The organism is Streptomyces sp. NBC_00234, from assembly GCF_036195325.1.
In the GTDB taxonomy this organism is placed as follows: Bacteria; Actinomycetota; Actinomycetes; order Streptomycetales; family Streptomycetaceae; genus Streptomyces.
Window position 1 is genome coordinate 2,473,459 of sequence record NZ_CP108101.1, and the last position, 17,162, is coordinate 2,490,620.

Genomic DNA, 17,162 nt, shown 5'->3' on the forward strand with positions numbered 1-17,162 from the left:
CCCGCTGCGGAGAGGGCCGGACCGGCCGGGGATCATGGGGGCCATGCAAGCCCTGCTCTCCGCCTTCACGCCCATCTGGGCGCTCACCGCCGTCGGCTACGCGGCCGGGCGCAGCGGCCTTCTCGGGGAGCAGGCCGAGGCCGTGCTCGGCCGGTTCGTCTTCCACGTCGCCATGCCCGCCGCGCTGTTCATGATGGTGTCGCAGGCCCGGCTCGGCTCCTTCGTGAACCAGTCGATGATCGCGTTCGCCGCGGGCACGGTGGCCGTCTGCGCGCTGGGCTTCGTGGCCGCCGGGCGGTTCTTCGGCCGCAAGACGGCCGACCGGGCCGTCGGCGCGATGGCCTCCGGTTACGTGAACTCGGCGAACCTCGGCATTCCGGTGGCCGTTCAGGTGCTGGGCGACGCCTCGTTCGTCGCGCAGATCATCCTGTTCCAGGTGCTGCTGGTCTCCCCGGTGATCCTGACCCTGCTGGACACGGGCACGGACCGGGGCCGCGTCCACTGGCGGCCGGTGCTGCGCCGCATGGTGACCATGCCGGTCCGCAACCCGATCATCATGGCCTCGATCCTCGGCGTGCTCGTCTCGGCGACGGGTCTGCGGGTGCCGACCGCGCTCGGCCACTCCTTCGATCTGCTCGGCGCCGCCGCCGTACCCACCGCGCTGATCACCCTGGGGCTGTCCCTGCACGGCCGCCGGGACCCGGCGGAGGCGACCGAGGCGCCGGGCAGGCGGGCGGAGGTCGCCGTGGCGGTCGTCCTCAAGTGCTTCGTACAGCCGCTGGTGGCTCTCGGCGTCGCGCTGCTGCTGGGCCTGCCCGAGCACCAGGTGCTCGTCGTGGTGCTGTGCTCCGCCCTCCCGACCGCCCAGAACGCGTTCCTGTACGCCCGTGAGTACGGCCTGGACACCGCCCTGGCCCGCAACTCCGTGGTGGCCTCCACGGTGGTGTCGATGGGCACGCTGTCGCTCGCGGCCTGGGCCCTGGGCCCTTCGGGCCCGTCCGGCGGTTGAGGGCCCGGCACGGAGCCGTTCGAGTGGCGGACCGGGGCGGCCGGGCGGATGCTGGTGAGCGCGGCGATCCATGCCGAAGGGGTGCCGGGGCGGGGAGGACCGCCCCGGCACCCCTTCGGCGCGCTACCGCTTGCCGCCCACCTTCTCCGCGACGGGACCGGGCCCGGAAGCCGCGTCCGGATCGCCCACGAGGGCTTCCGGCTCCGGCACCCGCAGGGCGCGGGGCCCGGACAGGAGGTACGTGAGTCCGAAGCCCAGGGCGACGACGACGGCACCGCCGACGGCGTCGAGCACCCAGTGGTTGCCGGTGGCGACGATCGCGCAGACCGTGAACAGCGGATGCAGCAGGCCGAGCGCCTTCATCCACATCTTCGGGGCGAGCATCACGATGACCACACCGCACCACAGGGACCAGCCGAAGTGCAGCGACGGCATCGCCGCGTACTGGTTGGTCATCGACGTCAGCGTGCCGTAGTCCGGCTTCGCGAAGTCCTGCACACCGTGGACGGTGTCGATGAATCCGAGGCCGGGCATCAGCCGGGGCGGGGCCAGCGGGTAGAGCCAGAAGCCGACGAGCGCGAGGATCGTGGCGAAGCCGATGGAGCTGCGGACCCAGCGGTAGTCGGCGGGCCTTCGCACGTACAGCACGCCGAGAATCGCGAGCGGCACGATGAAGTGGAAGGTCGAGTAGTAGTAGTCGAAGAACTCGCGCAGCCAGTTGATCTCGACGACCGCGTGGTTCGCCCAGTGCTCGACGTCGATGTGCAGCCACTGCTCGACGGAGTGGATCTGGCGGCCGTGCTCCTCGGCGGTGGGCCGCCCGGCGGTCGCCGCGAGCCGGACCTTCGCGTACGCGGAGTAGACGACGCGGATGAGCAGGAGTTCCAGCAGCAGATTGGGGCGGCTGAGCACCCTGCGCCAGAACGGCAGGAGCGGCACGCGTCTCCAGCGCGCCGCGACCGGCTTGGCGTAGTCCGTGGGAATGGGCTGCTGCCAGTACGGCGAGGAGCGCGGCAGGAACGGCGCGACGCAGGCGGCGCCGAGGGCCGCGATCAGCAGGACGTTGTCCCGTACGGGGATGACCGCCCCGATGTTCGGCAGCAGCATCTTCCCGGGCAGCGTGAGCACCAGCACCACGACGGCCGGCCAGACCAGCCGGTCGGAGGCGTGCTTGCCGACCCGGCCGACCACTGCGAGGAGCACCCAGAGCACCTGGTGCTGCCAGGCCGTCGGCGAGACGGCGACGACCACGCAGCCGGTCACCGCGACGGCGAGGAGGAGCTGATCGTCCTGCGCGTACCGCACGGCGCGCCGCAGACCGAGGAAGCAGACGGCGGCGGCCAGGGCGAGGAAGGCCACGATCTCGGCGGGGCCTTCGAGGCCGAGCCGGAGGAGCGCGCCGTGCAGGGACTGGTTGGCCAGGCTGTCCGGCCGGTCGCCGAGCCCGGCGCCCGCGACGTGGTGGAGCCAGTAGGTCCAGGAGTCCTGCGGCATCGCGGCCCAGGCCAGCGCGGTGCTGCCGGCGAAGGCGGCGCCCGCGGAGGCCGCGGCCCGGCGCCGGCCGGTCAGCCAGAGGAGCGCGGCGAAGAGCAGCACGGCCGGCTGGAGGGCGGCGGCGACGCCGATCAGTACGCCCGAGGTGCGTTCGCCCCGGACCACGAACCAGCCGAGCAGGACCAGCAGGACCGGCAGGATGCTGGTCTGGCCGAGGTACAGCGCGTTGCGCACGGGCAGCGACACCATGAGCAGGGTGATCGCGACCGGGGCCGCGAGGAGCGTCGTGCGGCGGCTCACCGGGGCCGGCAGCGCGCGTGCGGCGACGATGCCGAGGGCGGCCACCAGCAGCAGCGACCCGAAGGTCCACACGACGCCGAGCGTCTGTTCGGCCGAGGCCGTCAGGGGCTTGAGAACGAGCCCCGCGAAGGGAGTTCCGGTGAAGCGCCCGGTGTCGTAGAGCGATCCCGCCACATGGAGGACCCCGTCGGGGCCGATCCAGGTGTCCAGGTCCGTGAGCCGTTCTCCGGGCGGCTGCCGCAGCAGCGCCACCATCTGCCGTACGGCGAGTGCGGCCACGACCAGCCAGAGCACCGCCCGGGCCGGCCCGGCCCCCGTCCCCGCCCCCGTCACGTTTCCGCGCACGCCCTGCTCCGCATTTGCCACCCGCGCCGACCCTCCCACCGTTCCGTGCACGGTCCCCTCGACGCGGGGCTGTGCGGATGAAGCCTCTCATTGCCTCATGAGCTGGACACAATCAACCTCCCGGACACCTTTGGCCCCCGCCACCCGCCGTCTGCGGGCGGGGAACGCGGGGGCGCGGCGGGTGTCCGTCGCCGCTTCGCCGTCAGCCCTCGTGAACGGGGGTGTCCGCCTGCCAGGCGGTGAACAGCGGGACATCCGAGACACCGTCCAGGACGACGACGCCGAACGGGCGGTCGAACGCGATGTGCCGCATCCGCCGCGCCCTCGGCGCCGCTCCGGCCCGGGTCGCCACGACTGTCACCGCGGCGGCCTCCACGCCCTTCTCCGCGAGCGTCACGACGGTCTCCTGGACCACGGCGGAGAGGGCGAGCGGTACGGCTGAGATCCCGGAGAAGTCGGCGGCGTCCGAGGCGGCGATCCGCACCCCGAGGGCGGGAAGCTGCTCGGTGACCTGCACGGTCGTACGCAGGGTGAACCGGGGGATCGCCACGGAGACCGCGTCGGCGTACAGCGGTGTGCCGGACGCCCGGGGCGCCCAGCCCGCCGGCAGCACCTGGGCGGCTCCGGCCCCCGGCTCGCCGAGCACGAATCTGACCCGGGCCGGAGCCCCGCCGCCCGGGTCGGCACGGCAGCGCAGCTCGACGACGTGCACGCCGCCGGCCCTCCAGACGTCCCGCAGCGCCACCGGCCCCCGCATGGTGGGCACCTGACGGCTCGCCCCCGCCGCGTCGGTGAACGGGAGGTCGCCCGTGGAGCGCGCTTCGAACGGGGTCTCCCAGTGCGCACGGAGCGCCAGCACGTTGACGAGTGCGAGCAGCGTGCTGCCGGTGAGCCGCAGGGGAAGCCGCTCGATCAGCCCGCCCGTCGCCTCCCGCACCCAGGCGTCGATCTCCGCCGGGTCCATCGCTCCGACCGGGATGTCCGGCAACGCGTCCTGGTACGCGGGCCGTACGGGCACCCGGGTCCAGACCCGGGTCGCCACCGCCAGCGCGTCGGTACGGGCCAGTTCCCGCGCGGTCTCCGTGACGACGGGGGCCGCCTCCCGGTCCGCCACCCCGAGCAGGGCACGCAGTTCGGCGGCGGTCTCCGCGCGCGCACCGCTCGCGACGGCAGCCAGAGCCAGCCACAGCCCGGCGGGCGAGCACACGAAACCACCGCTGTCCCGTTCGGCCAGCTCCCGTATCCACTGCTCACCCAGACGCCGAATCGCCGTGGCCCGTTCCATTCCCGCCCCCTGCACCGCCGCTGCCTCCCCGATGTAAAGACTTCGCCACCCGATCATGTGGAAGTCAGAATGCATCACATGACGTGGACCATGACCCCTGAATGTTTCGACTCCCCCGATGCGGCACTGCTGCGCCGGGACTACTACGACGAGGTCGCAAGTCGCTACTGGGGCCGGCCCGCGACACCTCAGGAGATCGACGAGGGACTCACCGACGACGGCGCGGAACGGCTGGCACCGCCCACCGGGGAGTTCGTCGTGGGCCGCTTCGGCGGCCGGCCGGCCGCCTGCGCCGGGCTGCTGCTCGCCGACGCCGAACCGGGCGTCGCGGAGCTGACCCGGGTGTTCGTACGCCCGGACTTCCGGTCCACGGGCGGGGGTGGGCTGCTGCTCGCCGCGATCGAGAACGCGGCGCGGGAGGCCGGGGTCCACCGGATCCGGCTGGACACCCGCAACGACCTGGTCGAGGCACGCGGGCTCTACGCCAAGCACGGCTACCGGGAAGTTCCGGCCTTCCACCACCGCAACCAGTACGCGGAGCACTGGTTCGCCAAGGAGCTGTGAGCCGTTCGGCGAGGCGGTCCCCCGGGCCCCTCAGGCGTGGTGGTCGCGCGGCGGTTCGGGCGTGTGCGGCCGTTCCTTGCTCGATCCGCTCACCTCGGCGGTCAGCTCCGCGACCAGATGGACCAGGTCGGTCGGTCGTTCCGGCCCCCACCAGTCACCGAGCAGTTCGGCGAGCGAGTCCTCGCGGGCCTGCGAGAGGCGGACCACGGCCTCGGCGCCCAGGTCGGTCAGGACCATCTGGACACCCTCGCGGCGGGCCAGGCCCTCCTCCTCGACCTGGCGGGCCGCCTCGGTGATGATCCGCAGCGGTACGGGGGCGATGTCGGCGAGCCTGGCGGGTTCGACGGCGCCGTGGCGCTTGATGCGCAGCAGGAGCCAACTGGCCGCGGGCAGCAGGTCGAAGCCCGCTCTGTCGGTGATCTTCACATAGATGTCGCGGCGGCCCTCGCGCGTCGCCAGCACCGAGAGGGCGCGGGCGCACTCGTCGTACGAGGAGCGCTCGACCGGGTTCGACGCGAGGGTCTGGCTGGTGTCGGGGGCGGTCACCGAGCCACGCAGCTTGTCCTCCTTGAGGAACCAGGCGAAGACGAAGGCGATCAGGACGACGGGGACCGCGTAGAGGAAGACGTCGGTGATCGAGGTCGAGTACGCGCTGAGGATCGACGGGCGCAGGTCGGCGGGGAGTTCGCCGATGGCGCGCGGGTCGGCGGCCAGCCGTTCGGCGTCGACCCCGGGGGGCAGCGAGCGGCCGGACAGCGCCGCATCGAGCTTGCCGGTGAGCCGGTTGGTGAAGATGGTCCCGAAGATGGCCACACCGAACGAGGCGCCGATGGAGCGGAAGAACGTGGCGCCCGAGGTGGCGACGCCCAGGTCCTCGTAGCCGACGGCGTTCTGCACGACCAGCACGAGGACCTGCATCACCAGTCCGAGCCCGGCACCGAACACGAAGAAGTAGATGCTCATCTCCCACGTGGAACTGGTCTCGTCGAGCCGGTGGAGCAGCAGGAGTCCGACCGCGGTCAGGCCCGTTCCCACGACGGGGAAGACCTTCCAGCGGCCGGTGCGGCTGACCACCTGGCCGGAGCCGGTCGAGGTGATGAGCATGCCGAACACCATCGGCAGCATGTGCACACCGGACATGGTCGGCGAGATGCCGTGCACCACCTGGAGGAACGTCGGCAGGTAGGTCATCGCGCCGAACATGGCGAAGCCGACGATGAAGCTGATGACGGCGACGAGGCTGAAGGTGCGGATACGGAACAGCTTCAGCGGCAGTACGGGTTCGACGGCCCGCCGTTCCACGGCGACGAACGCGACCAGCAGGACCACGGCGAGCACGGCCAGGCCGATGATCCGCGCCGAGCCCCAGGCCCAGGTGGTGCCGCCCAGGGAGGCGACGAGCACCAGGCAGGTGGCGACGGAGGCGATGAGGAAGGTGCCGAGGTAGTCGATCGTGTGCTTGGTCCGGCGCACGGGGATGTGCAGCACGGCGGCGATGACCAGGAGCGCCACGATGCCGATCGGCAGGTTGATGTAGAAGACCCAGCGCCAGCTGAGGTGTTCGGTGAAGAAGCCGCCGAGGAGCGGTCCGAGAACGCTGGTGACGCCGAAGACCGCGCCGAAGAGGCCCTGGTACTTGCCGCGTTCGCGCGGCGAGACGATGTCTCCGACGATCGCCATCGACAGGACCATCAGTCCGCCGCCGCCGAGGCCCTGGAGGGCCCGGAAGCCGATCAGCTGCGGCATGTTCTGGGCGATGCCGCAGAGGGCCGAGCCGATCAGGAAGATGACGATGGCCGCCTGGAAGAGCTTCTTGCGGCCGTACTGGTCACCGAGCTTGCCCCAGAGCGGGGTCGCCGCGGTGGCCGCCAGCATGTAGGCGGTGACGACCCAGGACAGATGGTCCATGCCGCCGAGTTCGCTGACGATCGTCGGCAACGCGGTGGCGACGATCGTCTGGTCGAGTGCGGCGAGCAGCATGCCGAGGAGCAGCGCCCCGATGGCTACGAGGACGGTCCGTGTGGACCGCCCCTCGCCGGGTGCCAGGGGCGGTGGGCTCAACTGCTGGGCCATGGGCATCTCCTTGGATCCGCTACACCCCCATCCTGGACGTTGTGTCCCGTTATGGCCTGCCGAGCGGCCGGAGGCCGTTGGGCTTCGCCGTGGCGGCCTGCATAATCGCAGGCAGTTCAAAGGGGAGGGGACCCACAATGACCGGACATGTATGCCCGGCCTGCGGTATGGAGCGAGGACCGGAGCGGACGGGGGCGGAGACGGAGCCAGGAGCGGGCTCCAGACCCGGCTGCGCCTGCGGGGACCGTACGGCGCAGCCGACCGGCGACCAGCAGCGCGCCGCCCGTTCGGCGGAGACGGCCGCGGAGATCGCCGCGGCCGAGGACTTCGACCCGCTCCGCATCCGTCCGTACGTGACGCTCGGCGATGCGCACACCGCCGCCGAGCCCGAGCCGGACCACGAGGTACCGGGGGCCGCGGCCACCACGATGCCGTTGTTCCTGGACGTTCCCGCGGCGCGCCCGCTGCCGGAGACCGAGGCGCCGGACGAGGCCAGGCGGCGGACCGTCGCCGGATACGGGGACACCGACCCCGTACAGCCGCGCCGCCGCCGTCCGTTCGCGGTCGTCGCCGTGGGGGCGGCCGTGGCCGCGGTCGTCGGCACGGCCGCGTTCGCCGGAGGTCTGTTCACCGGGGACGAGGGGCACGCGGACGCGATGCCGTCGGCATCGACGAGCACCGGGGACGCCGGCAGCGAGCCCGCGACCACCGTGTCGGAGTCGCCGTCCGCCTCCGCCTCGCGGTCCGTCCCGGCCTCACCCTCGCCGTCCGCCTCGGCCTCCGCGTCCGCCTCCGCCTCGCCGTCGAAGAGCGCGACGGCCTCCCGTTCCGCCACGGCCTCCGCGTCCGCCTCCACGGCTCCGGCACCGTCGTCGGCGAGCGCACCCGCGCCGGGCGCCTCTACGCAGGCCCCGCCGGCGCTGAACGGTTCCACGCTGCAGCCGGGCGACAGCGGCGCCGAGGTCACCGAGCTCCAGCGGCGCCTGAAGGAGGTCTGGCTCTACCACGGGCCGACCGACGGCACCTACTCCGGGCGGGTCGAGGACGCGGTGGCGGTCTACCAGTCGTACAAGGCGATCCAGGGTGACCCGGAGGGCGTGTACGGGCCGAACACCCGACAGGCGCTCGAAGCGGAGACGACCGGCCGGGGACGGGACTGACGGGGTACCGCGTCCGGCGGGCGGACCGGATTCGCATTCCGCGGCAGGTTTTTGTATCGTGTGGGAACAAAGTAGCCTCCGCCCGTTCACCCTGACCGGCGGGCGGGGCTACTTGTTTCACTTCTGCCCGCGTTCCGCACCGCGTGGTTCGCACTCCCCCCGCGCTCTGGAGCATGCCGATGCCGGCCACCGTCCTCACAGCCCGTGCCCTCCTTCTGGACATGGACGGAACCCTCGTGAACTCCGACGCCGTGGTCGAGCGCTGCTGGCGCCGCTGGGCCATCGGGCAGGGCCTGGACCCGGATGCCGTGCTCAAGGTGGTCCACGGACGCCAGGGGTACGCCACGATGGCGGTCCTGCTCCCGGAACGCCCGATGGAGCAGAACTACGCGGAGAACCGCGTCCTGCTCGCCGAGGAGACCGCCGACACCGACGGCGTGGTGCCGATCGGCGGCGCCCCCGCCTTCATGGAGTCCATCGCCTGCCTCCCGCACGCCCTCGTGACCTCGGCCGACGAGGCGCTCGCCCAGGCCCGGATGACGGCCGCCGCACTGCCGATGCCGGCCGTGCGCGTCACCGCCGAGCAGGTCGGCGCCAGCAAGCCGGACCCGGAGGGCTTCCTCAAGGGGGCGGCCGAGCTGGGCTTCGACGCGGCGGACTGCATCGTCTTCGAGGACTCCGAGGCGGGCATCACGGCCGGCCGGGCTGCGGGCATGCGCGTCGTGGGCGTGGGCCCGCGGGCCGCTGCGCTCTCCCCCGACGCCCACGTCGAGGACCTGACACAGCTCCGGGTGGAGGCCGTCGCCGACGGTTCGATCCGCCTGCACATCGGCGCCTGACCGCCCGGCTCCTCGTGGAGCCGTCGCCGACGGTTCGGCCCGCCCGCACATCGACGCCCGACCGCCCGGCCCTTCCCGGATCAGGCCGGGTCGCGGTGGAGCCGCCCCCGCGCCACGAGCTCCAGCACCAGCGCGACGGCCACCGCCTGCACCGCCATCAGGGCCACCAGGACGAACAGCTGCACGGCGCCCGCCTCCACCGGTGAGGCGCCGCCCAGCAGCATGCCCACGAAGGCGCCGGGCAGGGTGACGAGCCCCACCGTCCGGGTCTGGTCCAGCCCCGGCAGCAACGCGTCCGCGGCCACCGGGCGGGCGATCTCCAGCCGGGCGTCCCGGTCGAGCAGCCCCAGCGCCATCCCCGCCTCGACCTCGCCGTGCCGGACGGCGAGTTCGTCCAGCGCCCGCCGCCCGCCGAGCACGCTCGCCGTGAGCGCACCCCCGATGAGAATGCCCGTGACAGGGATCAGCGCGATGCCCCGGAGCGGGACGAGGCCGGTCAGCAGCAGCGCCACGACCACGGGGACGACCGCGGCCCCGATCGGCAGGGCCGCCCACCACCAGGTGTGATTGCCGGTGATCCGGCGCCCCGCGGTCCACACCGCGACGGCGAACATCAGCGCCACGAAGCCGAGCAGGGGCGCCAGGGCGTGGACCACCCAGCCGATGAGCGCGGAGACGGCGCCCAGTTGCACGGCCGCCCGCAGCCCGGCCACGACGATCTCCCGCGAGCGCCCGAGCGAGGCCCACGCGGCGACCGCCGCCGCGAACGCCAGGAGCACGGCGAGGACGACCCCGAGCGTCACGTTCACGGGAAGCAGCACGCCGCCACCTTAAGACCGCCCGCCCCGCGCGCCCTGCGCTCAACACCGCACCCCCGCCCGGATCCGGACCGGACGTCAGACGTTTCTGTCCGATCTCTTGATGTGACGTGCACATGTCGTCACCCTGTTACCTGGCGCCCACCCCCCAGAAACCTGGCGCCGCCACGATGGCCGGGCACCACGGGCCGCCCGTCCAACGCCCCCCCACATCAAGGGAGTTCGCATGTCAGGTATCTACGCGCGTCGCATCGCCGTCATCGCCGCGTCCGCCGCCCTCGCCGCCACGACGGGCCTGCTCAGCGCGCCGGCTGCCCAGGCCGCCATGCCCACACCCATTGCCGCCTCCACCGCCCGCACCTACCTCGGCCAGCTCACCGTGAAGGCCGAAGGATCGTCGACCGGCTACAGCCGGGAGATGTTCCCGCACTGGATCACCCAGTCGGGCGCCTGCAACACCCGCGAAGTGGTCCTGAAGCGCGACGGCACCAACGTCCAGCAGGACTCCAGCTGCGCCGCGGTGAGCGGCAGCTGGTACTCGCAGTACGACGGGGCCACCTGGACCGCGGCGTCCGACCTGGACATCGACCACATGGTCCCGCTCGCCGAGGCCTGGCGCTCCGGTGCCAGCAGCTGGTCCACGGCCCAACGCCAGTCCTTCGCCAACGACCTGACGCGACCGCAGCTGATCGCGGTCACGGACAACGTCAACCAGTCCAAGAGCGACCAGGACCCGGGCGAGTGGCTGCCGCCGCGCACCGCCTACCGCTGCACGTACGCGCGCGCCTGGGTGCAGGTGAAGTACTACTACGGCATGAGCGTCGACTCGACCGAGAAGAGCGCGCTCCAGTCCGTACTGAACGGCTGCTGACCGCCCTCCCGACCAGCCGCTGAGCCGCCCGGCGCCACAACACGCCGGGCGGAACCGGCCCACACCCTTCCGTCGTTCCGTACGGTACGAAGCCATCTGTCACGGCGAGGCGAGGGGGCGGCATGGCCAGGCTGCGAGTGGGGCCGCTGCTGCGGTACGTCGACTGGGAGTCGGCGTCGTCGGCGACCGTCTGGGTCGAGGCCGACCGTCCGTGCACGGTGGAAGTCCGTTGCGCGGACGGGGCGTCGGGCTCGTCCCCGACCTTCGCCGTCGTCGGACACCACTACGCGCTGGTGGTCGTGACCGGCCTGACCCCGGGCACGACGACGGCGTACGAGGTACTGCTCGGCGGCCGTCGGGTCTGGCCGCCCGAGGACTCACGCTTCCCCGCGAGCACCATCACGACACCCTCACCGGCCGCCGCGCGATCCGGCAACGCCCGCAGCACACCGGGGAACTCGCCGGAGGAAGGACCGGGGACCGGTCCGGAGCCGGTACGGATCGCCTTCGGCTCCTGCCGCTGGGCGGCCCCGCCCGCCGGCGAGCACGACCCCGCGGGGCCGGACGCGCTGGACACCCTCGCCGTCCGCCTGGCCACCGACCCCGACGCCGTACGACCGGACGTACTGCTGCTCCTGGGCGATCAGGTGTACGCGGACGAGACCTCGCCGGCGACCCGGCGCAGACTCGCCGCGCGCCGCGAACTGAGCGAACCGCCGGGGGCGGAGGTCGCGGACTACGAGGAGTACACCTTCCTCTACGACGAGTCCTGGCGGGACCCGGAGGTGCGCTGGCTGCTGTCCACGGTCCCCAGCTGCATGATCTTCGACGATCACGACGTCATCGACGACTGGAACACCAGCGCGGCCTGGCTCGCGGACATCCGGGCCACTCCCTGGTGGAACGAGCGGATCGTCAGCGGGCTGATGTCGTACTGGGTCTACCAGCACCTCGGCAACCTCTCCCCCGCCGCACTGGACGCGGACCCGCTGTACGCGGCGGTTCGCGCAGAACCGGACGGTACCGAACGCCTGCGCGGGTTCGCCGCCGCGGTCGCGGCCGAACCGTCCCTCGCCCGCTGGAGCTATCAACGCGTTTTCGGCCGAGTGCGGCTGCTGATGATGGACACCCGGGCGGCCCGGGTTCTCGACGAACAGCAGCGCTCGATGCTCACCGCCGAGGAGGAGCGCTGGATGCGCGAAGAGGCCCTCGCGGGCCCCGGATCGTATGACCATCTCCTGATCGGCACCTCGCTGCCGTGGCTCCTGCCGCCCCTCATCCACGAGGGGGAGACCTGGAACGCCGCGCTGTGCCGGGGCGAGCGCGGCGGGCCCGGGGGACGCTGGGCCCGCTTCGGGGAGAAGCTGCGCCGCGCCTCCGACCTGGAGCACTGGGCAGCTTTTCCCGGTTCGTTCCGCCGACTGACGGAGCTGCTGAGGGAGGCGGGGAGCGGTCCGGACGCGCCGGCGACGGTTTGTGTGCTGTCGGGCGATGTGCACCATGCGTACATCGCGGAGCCCGAGTGGCCCACGTCCGCACCCGGCGGCGCCCCGGTGGCGCGCATCCTGCAGCTGACCTGCTCACCCGTCCACAACTTGATCCCCCGCCCCATAAGAGCCGGCTTCCGTTTCGGCTGGAGCCGGCTGGGGCGGCGGCTCGGCCGGGTCCTGGCGCGTCACGGGCGGACGGGAACCCCGCCGGTGCAGTGGCGGAAGACGGGCGGACCGTGGTTCGGTAATCAGCTGATGACACTGACGCTACATGGCCGGAAAGCTGCGCTGACATTGGTTCAGGCCAGAGGAAAGTCCTCGGATGCGCAGCTGGAGACCGTTCTTGATCGAGATCTGACCATGAATGAGTGAGCAGTTTTCAGCCACATCGTGAAATGTTGAACTTGCAAGTAACAGAAAGGCATCCCTAACCTGAGGCGCTCAGTCGGCAATCGGTTCACGTCCCCCACCAGACCGAAGGAGCCCTCCCCCATGTCCATACGCCTGAACCAGGCCCAGCCCTACGCGCTCGCGGCGTTCCGCGTCGTCGTCGGCTTCCTCTTCGCCTGCCACGGCGCCGCCTCGCTCTTCGGAGTGCTCGGTGGCAACAGCGTTCCCACCGCGACCTGGCCCGGCTGGTACGCCGCGGTGATCCAGCTCGTCGGCGGAGTCCTGGTCGCGCTCGGCCTCGGCACCCGCGCCGCCGCTTTCGTCGCCTCCGGCTCCATGGCGTACGCGTACTTCAAGGTCCACCAGAGCGAGGCCCTGCTCCCCCTGCAGAACAACGGCGAGGCGTCGGCGATGTTCTGCTGGGCCTTCCTGCTGCTGGTCTTCACGGGCCCGGGCGCCCTGGCCGCCGACCGGCTCCTCTTCTCGCGCGGCGAGTCCGCGCACGACGGTGAGCGCCCGCGCGAACAGACGTCGGCCGTCGCGGTCTGACCGTCCGGCGACCGCGTCCGGCTCCCCGCCGCCCCGGGGAGCCGGACGCTCCGGCGCGTGCCCCGCGCCCCCGAGGACTCACCCCCGCCCGTACGAACCGAACGGCACGGTGAAGCAGGCCAGCCGGTCACCCGCACCGCCCTGCTCGTCGTGGATCACCACCGACCGGGCGCCGCCCTCCCGGAAGCTCCAGTCGTGCAGGACCCACGACTCGCCGTTCCCCTCGCCGTCCGTCCTGAAGTCGAGCCAGACCTCGTTCGCCGGGTCGGCGTGGCCCTCCGCGCGATGCTGGTAGTGCGGCCCCGCCGCCTTCGGATCGGCACCGCAGGGCGAGGTGTGCACGTGCATGCCGTACGCGCGGTTCGGGACCAGCCCGCTCAGCCGGGCCCATACCGCCGTTCCGGACTCGTCGGAGTGCTGGCCGATCTCGATCCCGGCCGCCGCAGGGACACGGTCCATGGCGTACGTGACCGCACTGGACGGAACGAACGCGTTCGGCGGCGCGAACGACCCCTGCGCCCGCATCCACACCCCGCCCCCACGGACATCGCCCGCACGGCTCGCGGCGCCCACCCCCTCCGCGGCGGTCACCTCACGGGCGCCGCTGGCCCCACCGGTGAGCATCACCAGGGCCGCGGCTCCCGCCACCGCCCCCACTGCCCGCACGAACGTCCCTGCTGCCACCATGTCCTGCTCCCTGATCTCGCCGTCCCCTCCCTCTGCCGTCACGCACCCTCCCCAAGGTGCACGTGAGCTGCACAACATCACCCACCCAAGGTGATGTCCAGGTAAACCGCGGGCGTACGCTGTACAGCTGGCTGCCGACCCCGCCTTCCCCACGCTCCTGACGAGCCGGGGAAGTCCCCTTTCCCGCGAGGTCGCGGCCTTGAGACGGAATCGGGGAAGCAGAAGGTGCTTGAGAGTGTGGGTGCGCTGACCGGCAGCCCATGGATCTACGCAGTGGTCGCCCTCTCGGTACTCCTGGACGTCTTCCTGCCCGTGCTCCCCAGCGGAGTCCTGGTGATCATGGCGGCCACGGCCGCCGCCGCCGGCTCGACCACGGTCGCCGGATCGGCCGGGGCGGCGACGCAGCAGGTCCCGTCGCTCCTCGCGCTGATCCTGTGCGCGGCCACGGCCTCGGTGCTCGGTGACCTCGTCGCGTACCGCCTCGCCTGGCGCGGCGGCGACCGGCTGGACCGTGCCATCGCGCGCTCGCGCCGTCTCACCACGGCGCAGGAACGTCTCGGCACCGCGCTGAGCCGCGGTGGGGGCGCGCTCGTCGTCATCGCGCGCTTCGCACCGGCCGGCCGCTCCGTGGTCTCCCTCGGCGCGGGCGCCGCACATCGCAAGGTGAAGGAATTCCTGCCCTGGTCGGCGCTGGCGGGTGTCGCCTGGGCCGGCTACAGCGTGAGCCTCGGCTACTTCGGCGGCCAGTGGCTGGGGGCCACCTGGCTGGGCACGGCGGTCTCCGTCCTCAGCCTGTTCCTGGTGGGCGCGCTGGCGGCGCTGGTCGTACGCCGCCCCTCGGCAGCGGTCGAGTCCCCGGCCCCGGCGGTGGCCGCCGGCCCCTGACCGGGCGCACGCTTCCCCCTGTTCCCCCGGGCCTTTCAGCTCTTGGCGGCGCCCCGCACCTCCAGGCTGTCCAGCAGTTTGTGGGTGGCCTCGGTGATCTCGTCGACGGCACGGTCGAAGGCTTCACGGTTGTGCGCCGCCGGCGCACGGAAGCCGGACACCTTGCGCACGTACTGGAGGGCGGCGGCCCGCATGTCCTCCTCGGTGGCCTCTTCGGGCATGGCGGGTGGGCGAAGGGTCTTGATGCTGCGGCACATGAATCCAGTGTGTACCGCCCCACTGACAGCGGCAGGACGGCAGCGCGCCTTCCGCCGTCGACCGTGGCGTCCCTCCGCCCACGTCCGCCGTCGGCCGCCTCAGCCGGTCAGCCCACTGGTGGCGTCCCCGATGTACTTCGCACCCAGGACGACCAGCAAGGTCGTCATGATCGCCGCGTTGTGGCGGCCCATCCACGCCTTCCACTCCCCCAGGACCTGCGAGGACTTCGCCCCGCCGAAGAGGTAGACCCCCAGCGGCAGCACGGTGCACAGCGAGGCGATCACCACCATGAGCACGGCGGCGACGGCCTTGCCGCCCGCTCCCGCCGTGCTCGAAGCGATGGACACGGCGCCACCGACGGCCAGCACGAGGTTCTTGGGGTTGGCGACGGCGAGTGCCGCGGCGAGACCGGCCGACTTCCCCGGGGTGAACGAGTCGATGGCCTTCATCCAGCCGGGCGGCTCCGCCTCCTGGCCGTCCCGCGGCCGTCCCCTCCACTGCTCGGCGCCGAGCAGCAGGAAGAGCACGCCGAGGCCCAGCTTCAGCCACAGCGTCCAGGTGGCCGGTCCGTCGTCGCCCCCCGAGGCGTCCGCCCCGGACCCGGCCAGCACGATCACCGTCACCAGCACGGCGAGCGACACCGTCCAGCCGAGGGTGAAGGCGATGCCGTTGGAACGGCCGCGCGGGGTGGCGAGCATCAGGATCACCGCGATGAGAGGCAGAGGGCTGATGGCGATACCGACGGCCGAGGCCAGCATCTGCCCGATCGCATCACCCAAGGCCCTCCTCCACCCGCTCGATGACCGGGATGACGTAGCTTCCGTCGAGGGCGGCCTGCCGGGGGGTGTAGAGCCGGAGAATGGGCCGGAAGTCCCCGTCCGGTGCGGGCAGCCAGTTCGCCGCCTGCTCCGGGTCCTGCGGCCCGTCCTTCGACAGGTACAGAGTGAGTGAGCCGTCGGCTGCGTACACGAGTCCGGGCGTCCGGTCGCCGATCGAGTAGCGGCCCGCCGGGTTCTCGACCAGGTAGTAGTCGGGGACGTCGTACATGGTCACCGACCAGAACGCGTCGACCGGCGGCGGCTCCTCGAAGCGCAGGACATAGGAGTGGGCCCCGTTGAGCGTCCGGCCCTCGGAGTCCCGGAAGGTGTTCGCGTAGACCGCCTCGTAGCCGTGGTTCCCCCACAGCCCGGTCCGCGCCGCCACCGCCCTGACCAGGTAGGACGTCTCCCGGTCCGCGATCTTCCACTCCGGTGAGTCGATCGTTCCGACGCCGAAGTGGTCGAGGTTGTAGTCGAAGAGATGCGGATTGGCGTCCCAGGCCCCGGGCGACCCACGGTCCGCTTCCGGAGCCGGCCGGGCAGCCGCCTCCACGCGCGCCTTGCCCCGCGCCAGGCCCTCCGTCAGCGCCCGCACGAGGTCGGGCCCGGCGGGCACGTACGGCGACGGCCCCTCCTCCAGGAGCCCCAGCGGCTGGAACCGGTCCTGGTAGGCCTGGTCCTCGGCGGACGGCGGGAAGTCCGCCATCCAGACCCGGAGCTGCTCGAAGAACCGCAGCGCCTCCGGTACGCCGGCATCGGGCCGGGGCAGCCCGGTGCGGTGCGGCGCCGAGTCGAGGTGGCTGAGCGAGAACTGCCGCTGGAGCGCCTGGACCCGGGGCAGGTCCTCCGGCCCGGCGCAGGCGTTGCGGCCCACCACCGTGACGACGGAGGTCGGCGCGTCGATCACCCCGCTGACGCCGTCGGGCACGCCGCCCGACCAGCCGGGCGGCACGACGAGCCAGTCGCCCTTGCCCGTACCTGTGGCGCGGCGGCCGACGTAGGCGAAGTTGTTGCTCCACACGTCGACGAACTGGAGCACGTAGTACGCGCCGTCGGTGTCGGGCACGTGCAGCGTGATCGGCCCGCCGGACAGGTCGAGTTGGGCGACCGAGTACACGGTGTCGTTGTTGACGGACACGAAGCGTGAGTCGGGTGCCGCCAGTTCGCCGGAGTGGGCGAACCGGTTGAACGGGGCGGGGGGCAGTGCGCCGAAGCCCTTGTGCAGGAAGGCATCGACCATCGACAGATCGAAGACCAGCGGATAGCCGTAGACATAGGCATCGGCGGCCAGGTCGACGAGTTCTTCGGGCGTCTCCACCTCGGTGTT

General features: G+C 72.2%; 16 protein-coding genes. 8 read left to right on the plus strand and 8 right to left on the minus strand.

Annotated elements, in window-relative coordinates; genetic code table 11:
- Positions 1–43: 43 nt before the first annotated feature.
- Positions 44–1,009, plus strand: coding sequence for an AEC family transporter (locus OG230_RS10750; RefSeq protein WP_328909942.1), 966 nt, complete (start codon positions 44–46; stop codon positions 1,007–1,009).
- A 123-nt stretch (positions 1,010–1,132) separates the two neighbouring features.
- Here OG230_RS10750 and OG230_RS10755 read toward each other — a convergent pair whose 3' ends face one another.
- Entirely contained in the window at positions 1,133–3,058 is a 1,926-nt protein-coding gene (locus OG230_RS10755) for a bifunctional glycosyltransferase 87/phosphatase PAP2 family protein (protein ID WP_328911366.1), read from the minus strand.
- A gap of 292 nt (positions 3,059–3,350) precedes the next feature.
- Positions 3,351–4,433, minus strand: coding sequence for a serpin family protein (locus OG230_RS10760; protein WP_328909943.1), 1,083 nt, complete (start codon positions 4,431–4,433; stop codon positions 3,351–3,353).
- A gap of 78 nt (positions 4,434–4,511) precedes the next feature.
- Here OG230_RS10760 and OG230_RS10765 point away from each other — a divergent pair, with 78 nt between their 5' ends.
- Positions 4,512–4,997 carry a GNAT family N-acetyltransferase gene (locus OG230_RS10765; protein WP_328909944.1) on the plus strand — a complete coding sequence of 162 codons (486 nt, stop codon included), beginning with the start codon at positions 4,512–4,514 and terminating at the stop codon, positions 4,995–4,997.
- A 30-nt stretch (positions 4,998–5,027) separates the two neighbouring features.
- On the opposite strand, the gene OG230_RS10770 is transcribed toward OG230_RS10765, so the two are convergent.
- Positions 5,028–7,070 carry an MDR family MFS transporter gene (locus OG230_RS10770; RefSeq protein WP_328909945.1) on the minus strand — a complete coding sequence of 681 codons (2,043 nt, stop codon included), beginning with the start codon at positions 7,068–7,070 and terminating at the stop codon, positions 5,028–5,030.
- 137 nt (positions 7,071–7,207) lie between these two features.
- On the opposite strand from OG230_RS10770, the gene OG230_RS10775 reads away from it, so the two are divergent.
- Both OG230_RS10775 and OG230_RS10780 read left to right on the plus strand, forming a co-directional pair.
- Positions 7,208–8,230 carry a peptidoglycan-binding domain-containing protein gene (locus OG230_RS10775; RefSeq protein ID WP_328909946.1) on the plus strand — a complete coding sequence of 341 codons (1,023 nt, stop codon included), beginning with the start codon at positions 7,208–7,210 and terminating at the stop codon, positions 8,228–8,230.
- A gap of 179 nt (positions 8,231–8,409) precedes the next feature.
- Complete coding sequence (locus OG230_RS10780) at positions 8,410–9,069, plus strand: HAD-IA family hydrolase (RefSeq protein WP_328909947.1); 660 nt, start codon at positions 8,410–8,412, stop codon at positions 9,067–9,069.
- 80 nt (positions 9,070–9,149) lie between these two features.
- On the opposite strand, the gene OG230_RS10785 is transcribed toward OG230_RS10780, so the two are convergent.
- The gene (locus OG230_RS10785; RefSeq protein WP_328909948.1) at positions 9,150–9,890 is read right to left on the minus strand and encodes an ABC transporter permease; all 741 of its coding nucleotides are present in this window, start codon (positions 9,888–9,890) and stop codon (positions 9,150–9,152) included.
- A gap of 223 nt (positions 9,891–10,113) precedes the next feature.
- Between OG230_RS10785 and OG230_RS10790 the strand changes: the two genes are divergently transcribed.
- The 3 genes from OG230_RS10790 (at position 10,114) to OG230_RS10800 (ending at position 13,187) form a co-directional block, all read left to right on the plus strand.
- The gene (locus OG230_RS10790; protein WP_328909949.1) at positions 10,114–10,758 is read left to right on the plus strand and encodes an HNH endonuclease family protein; all 645 of its coding nucleotides are present in this window, start codon (positions 10,114–10,116) and stop codon (positions 10,756–10,758) included.
- A 122-nt stretch (positions 10,759–10,880) separates the two neighbouring features.
- Positions 10,881–12,620 (plus strand): alkaline phosphatase D family protein, encoded by a 1,740-nt coding sequence (locus OG230_RS10795; RefSeq protein WP_328909950.1) that lies wholly within the window; start codon positions 10,881–10,883, stop codon positions 12,618–12,620.
- 120 nt (positions 12,621–12,740) lie between these two features.
- Positions 12,741–13,187, plus strand: coding sequence for a DoxX family protein (locus OG230_RS10800; RefSeq protein WP_328909951.1), 447 nt, complete (start codon positions 12,741–12,743; stop codon positions 13,185–13,187).
- Positions 13,188–13,265: 78 nt separating this feature from the next.
- Here OG230_RS10800 and OG230_RS10805 read toward each other — a convergent pair whose 3' ends face one another.
- Positions 13,266–13,916, minus strand: coding sequence for a superoxide dismutase family protein (locus OG230_RS10805; RefSeq protein ID WP_328909952.1), 651 nt, complete (start codon positions 13,914–13,916; stop codon positions 13,266–13,268).
- Positions 13,917–14,099: 183 nt separating this feature from the next.
- On the opposite strand from OG230_RS10805, the gene OG230_RS10810 reads away from it, so the two are divergent.
- A complete protein-coding gene (locus tag OG230_RS10810) occupies positions 14,100–14,759 on the plus strand; it encodes a DedA family protein (RefSeq protein ID WP_328909953.1) in 660 nt (219 codons plus the stop codon).
- 35 nt (positions 14,760–14,794) lie between these two features.
- Here the strand turns inward: OG230_RS10810 and OG230_RS10815 are convergent, their stop codons facing one another.
- The 3 genes from OG230_RS10815 to OG230_RS10825 form a co-directional block, all read right to left on the minus strand.
- Positions 14,795–15,016 (minus strand): DUF2277 domain-containing protein, encoded by a 222-nt coding sequence (locus OG230_RS10815; protein ID WP_328909954.1) that lies wholly within the window; start codon positions 15,014–15,016, stop codon positions 14,795–14,797.
- A 99-nt stretch (positions 15,017–15,115) separates the two neighbouring features.
- Positions 15,116–15,796 carry a GAP family protein gene (locus OG230_RS10820; RefSeq protein WP_328909955.1) on the minus strand — a complete coding sequence of 227 codons (681 nt, stop codon included), beginning with the start codon at positions 15,794–15,796 and terminating at the stop codon, positions 15,116–15,118.
- Positions 15,789–17,153 (minus strand): DUF1254 domain-containing protein, encoded by a 1,365-nt coding sequence (locus tag OG230_RS10825; protein WP_328909956.1) that lies wholly within the window; start codon positions 17,151–17,153, stop codon positions 15,789–15,791. Before OG230_RS10825 ends, OG230_RS10820 begins: the two co-directional genes overlap by 8 nt.
- Positions 17,154–17,162 lie beyond the last annotated feature (9 nt).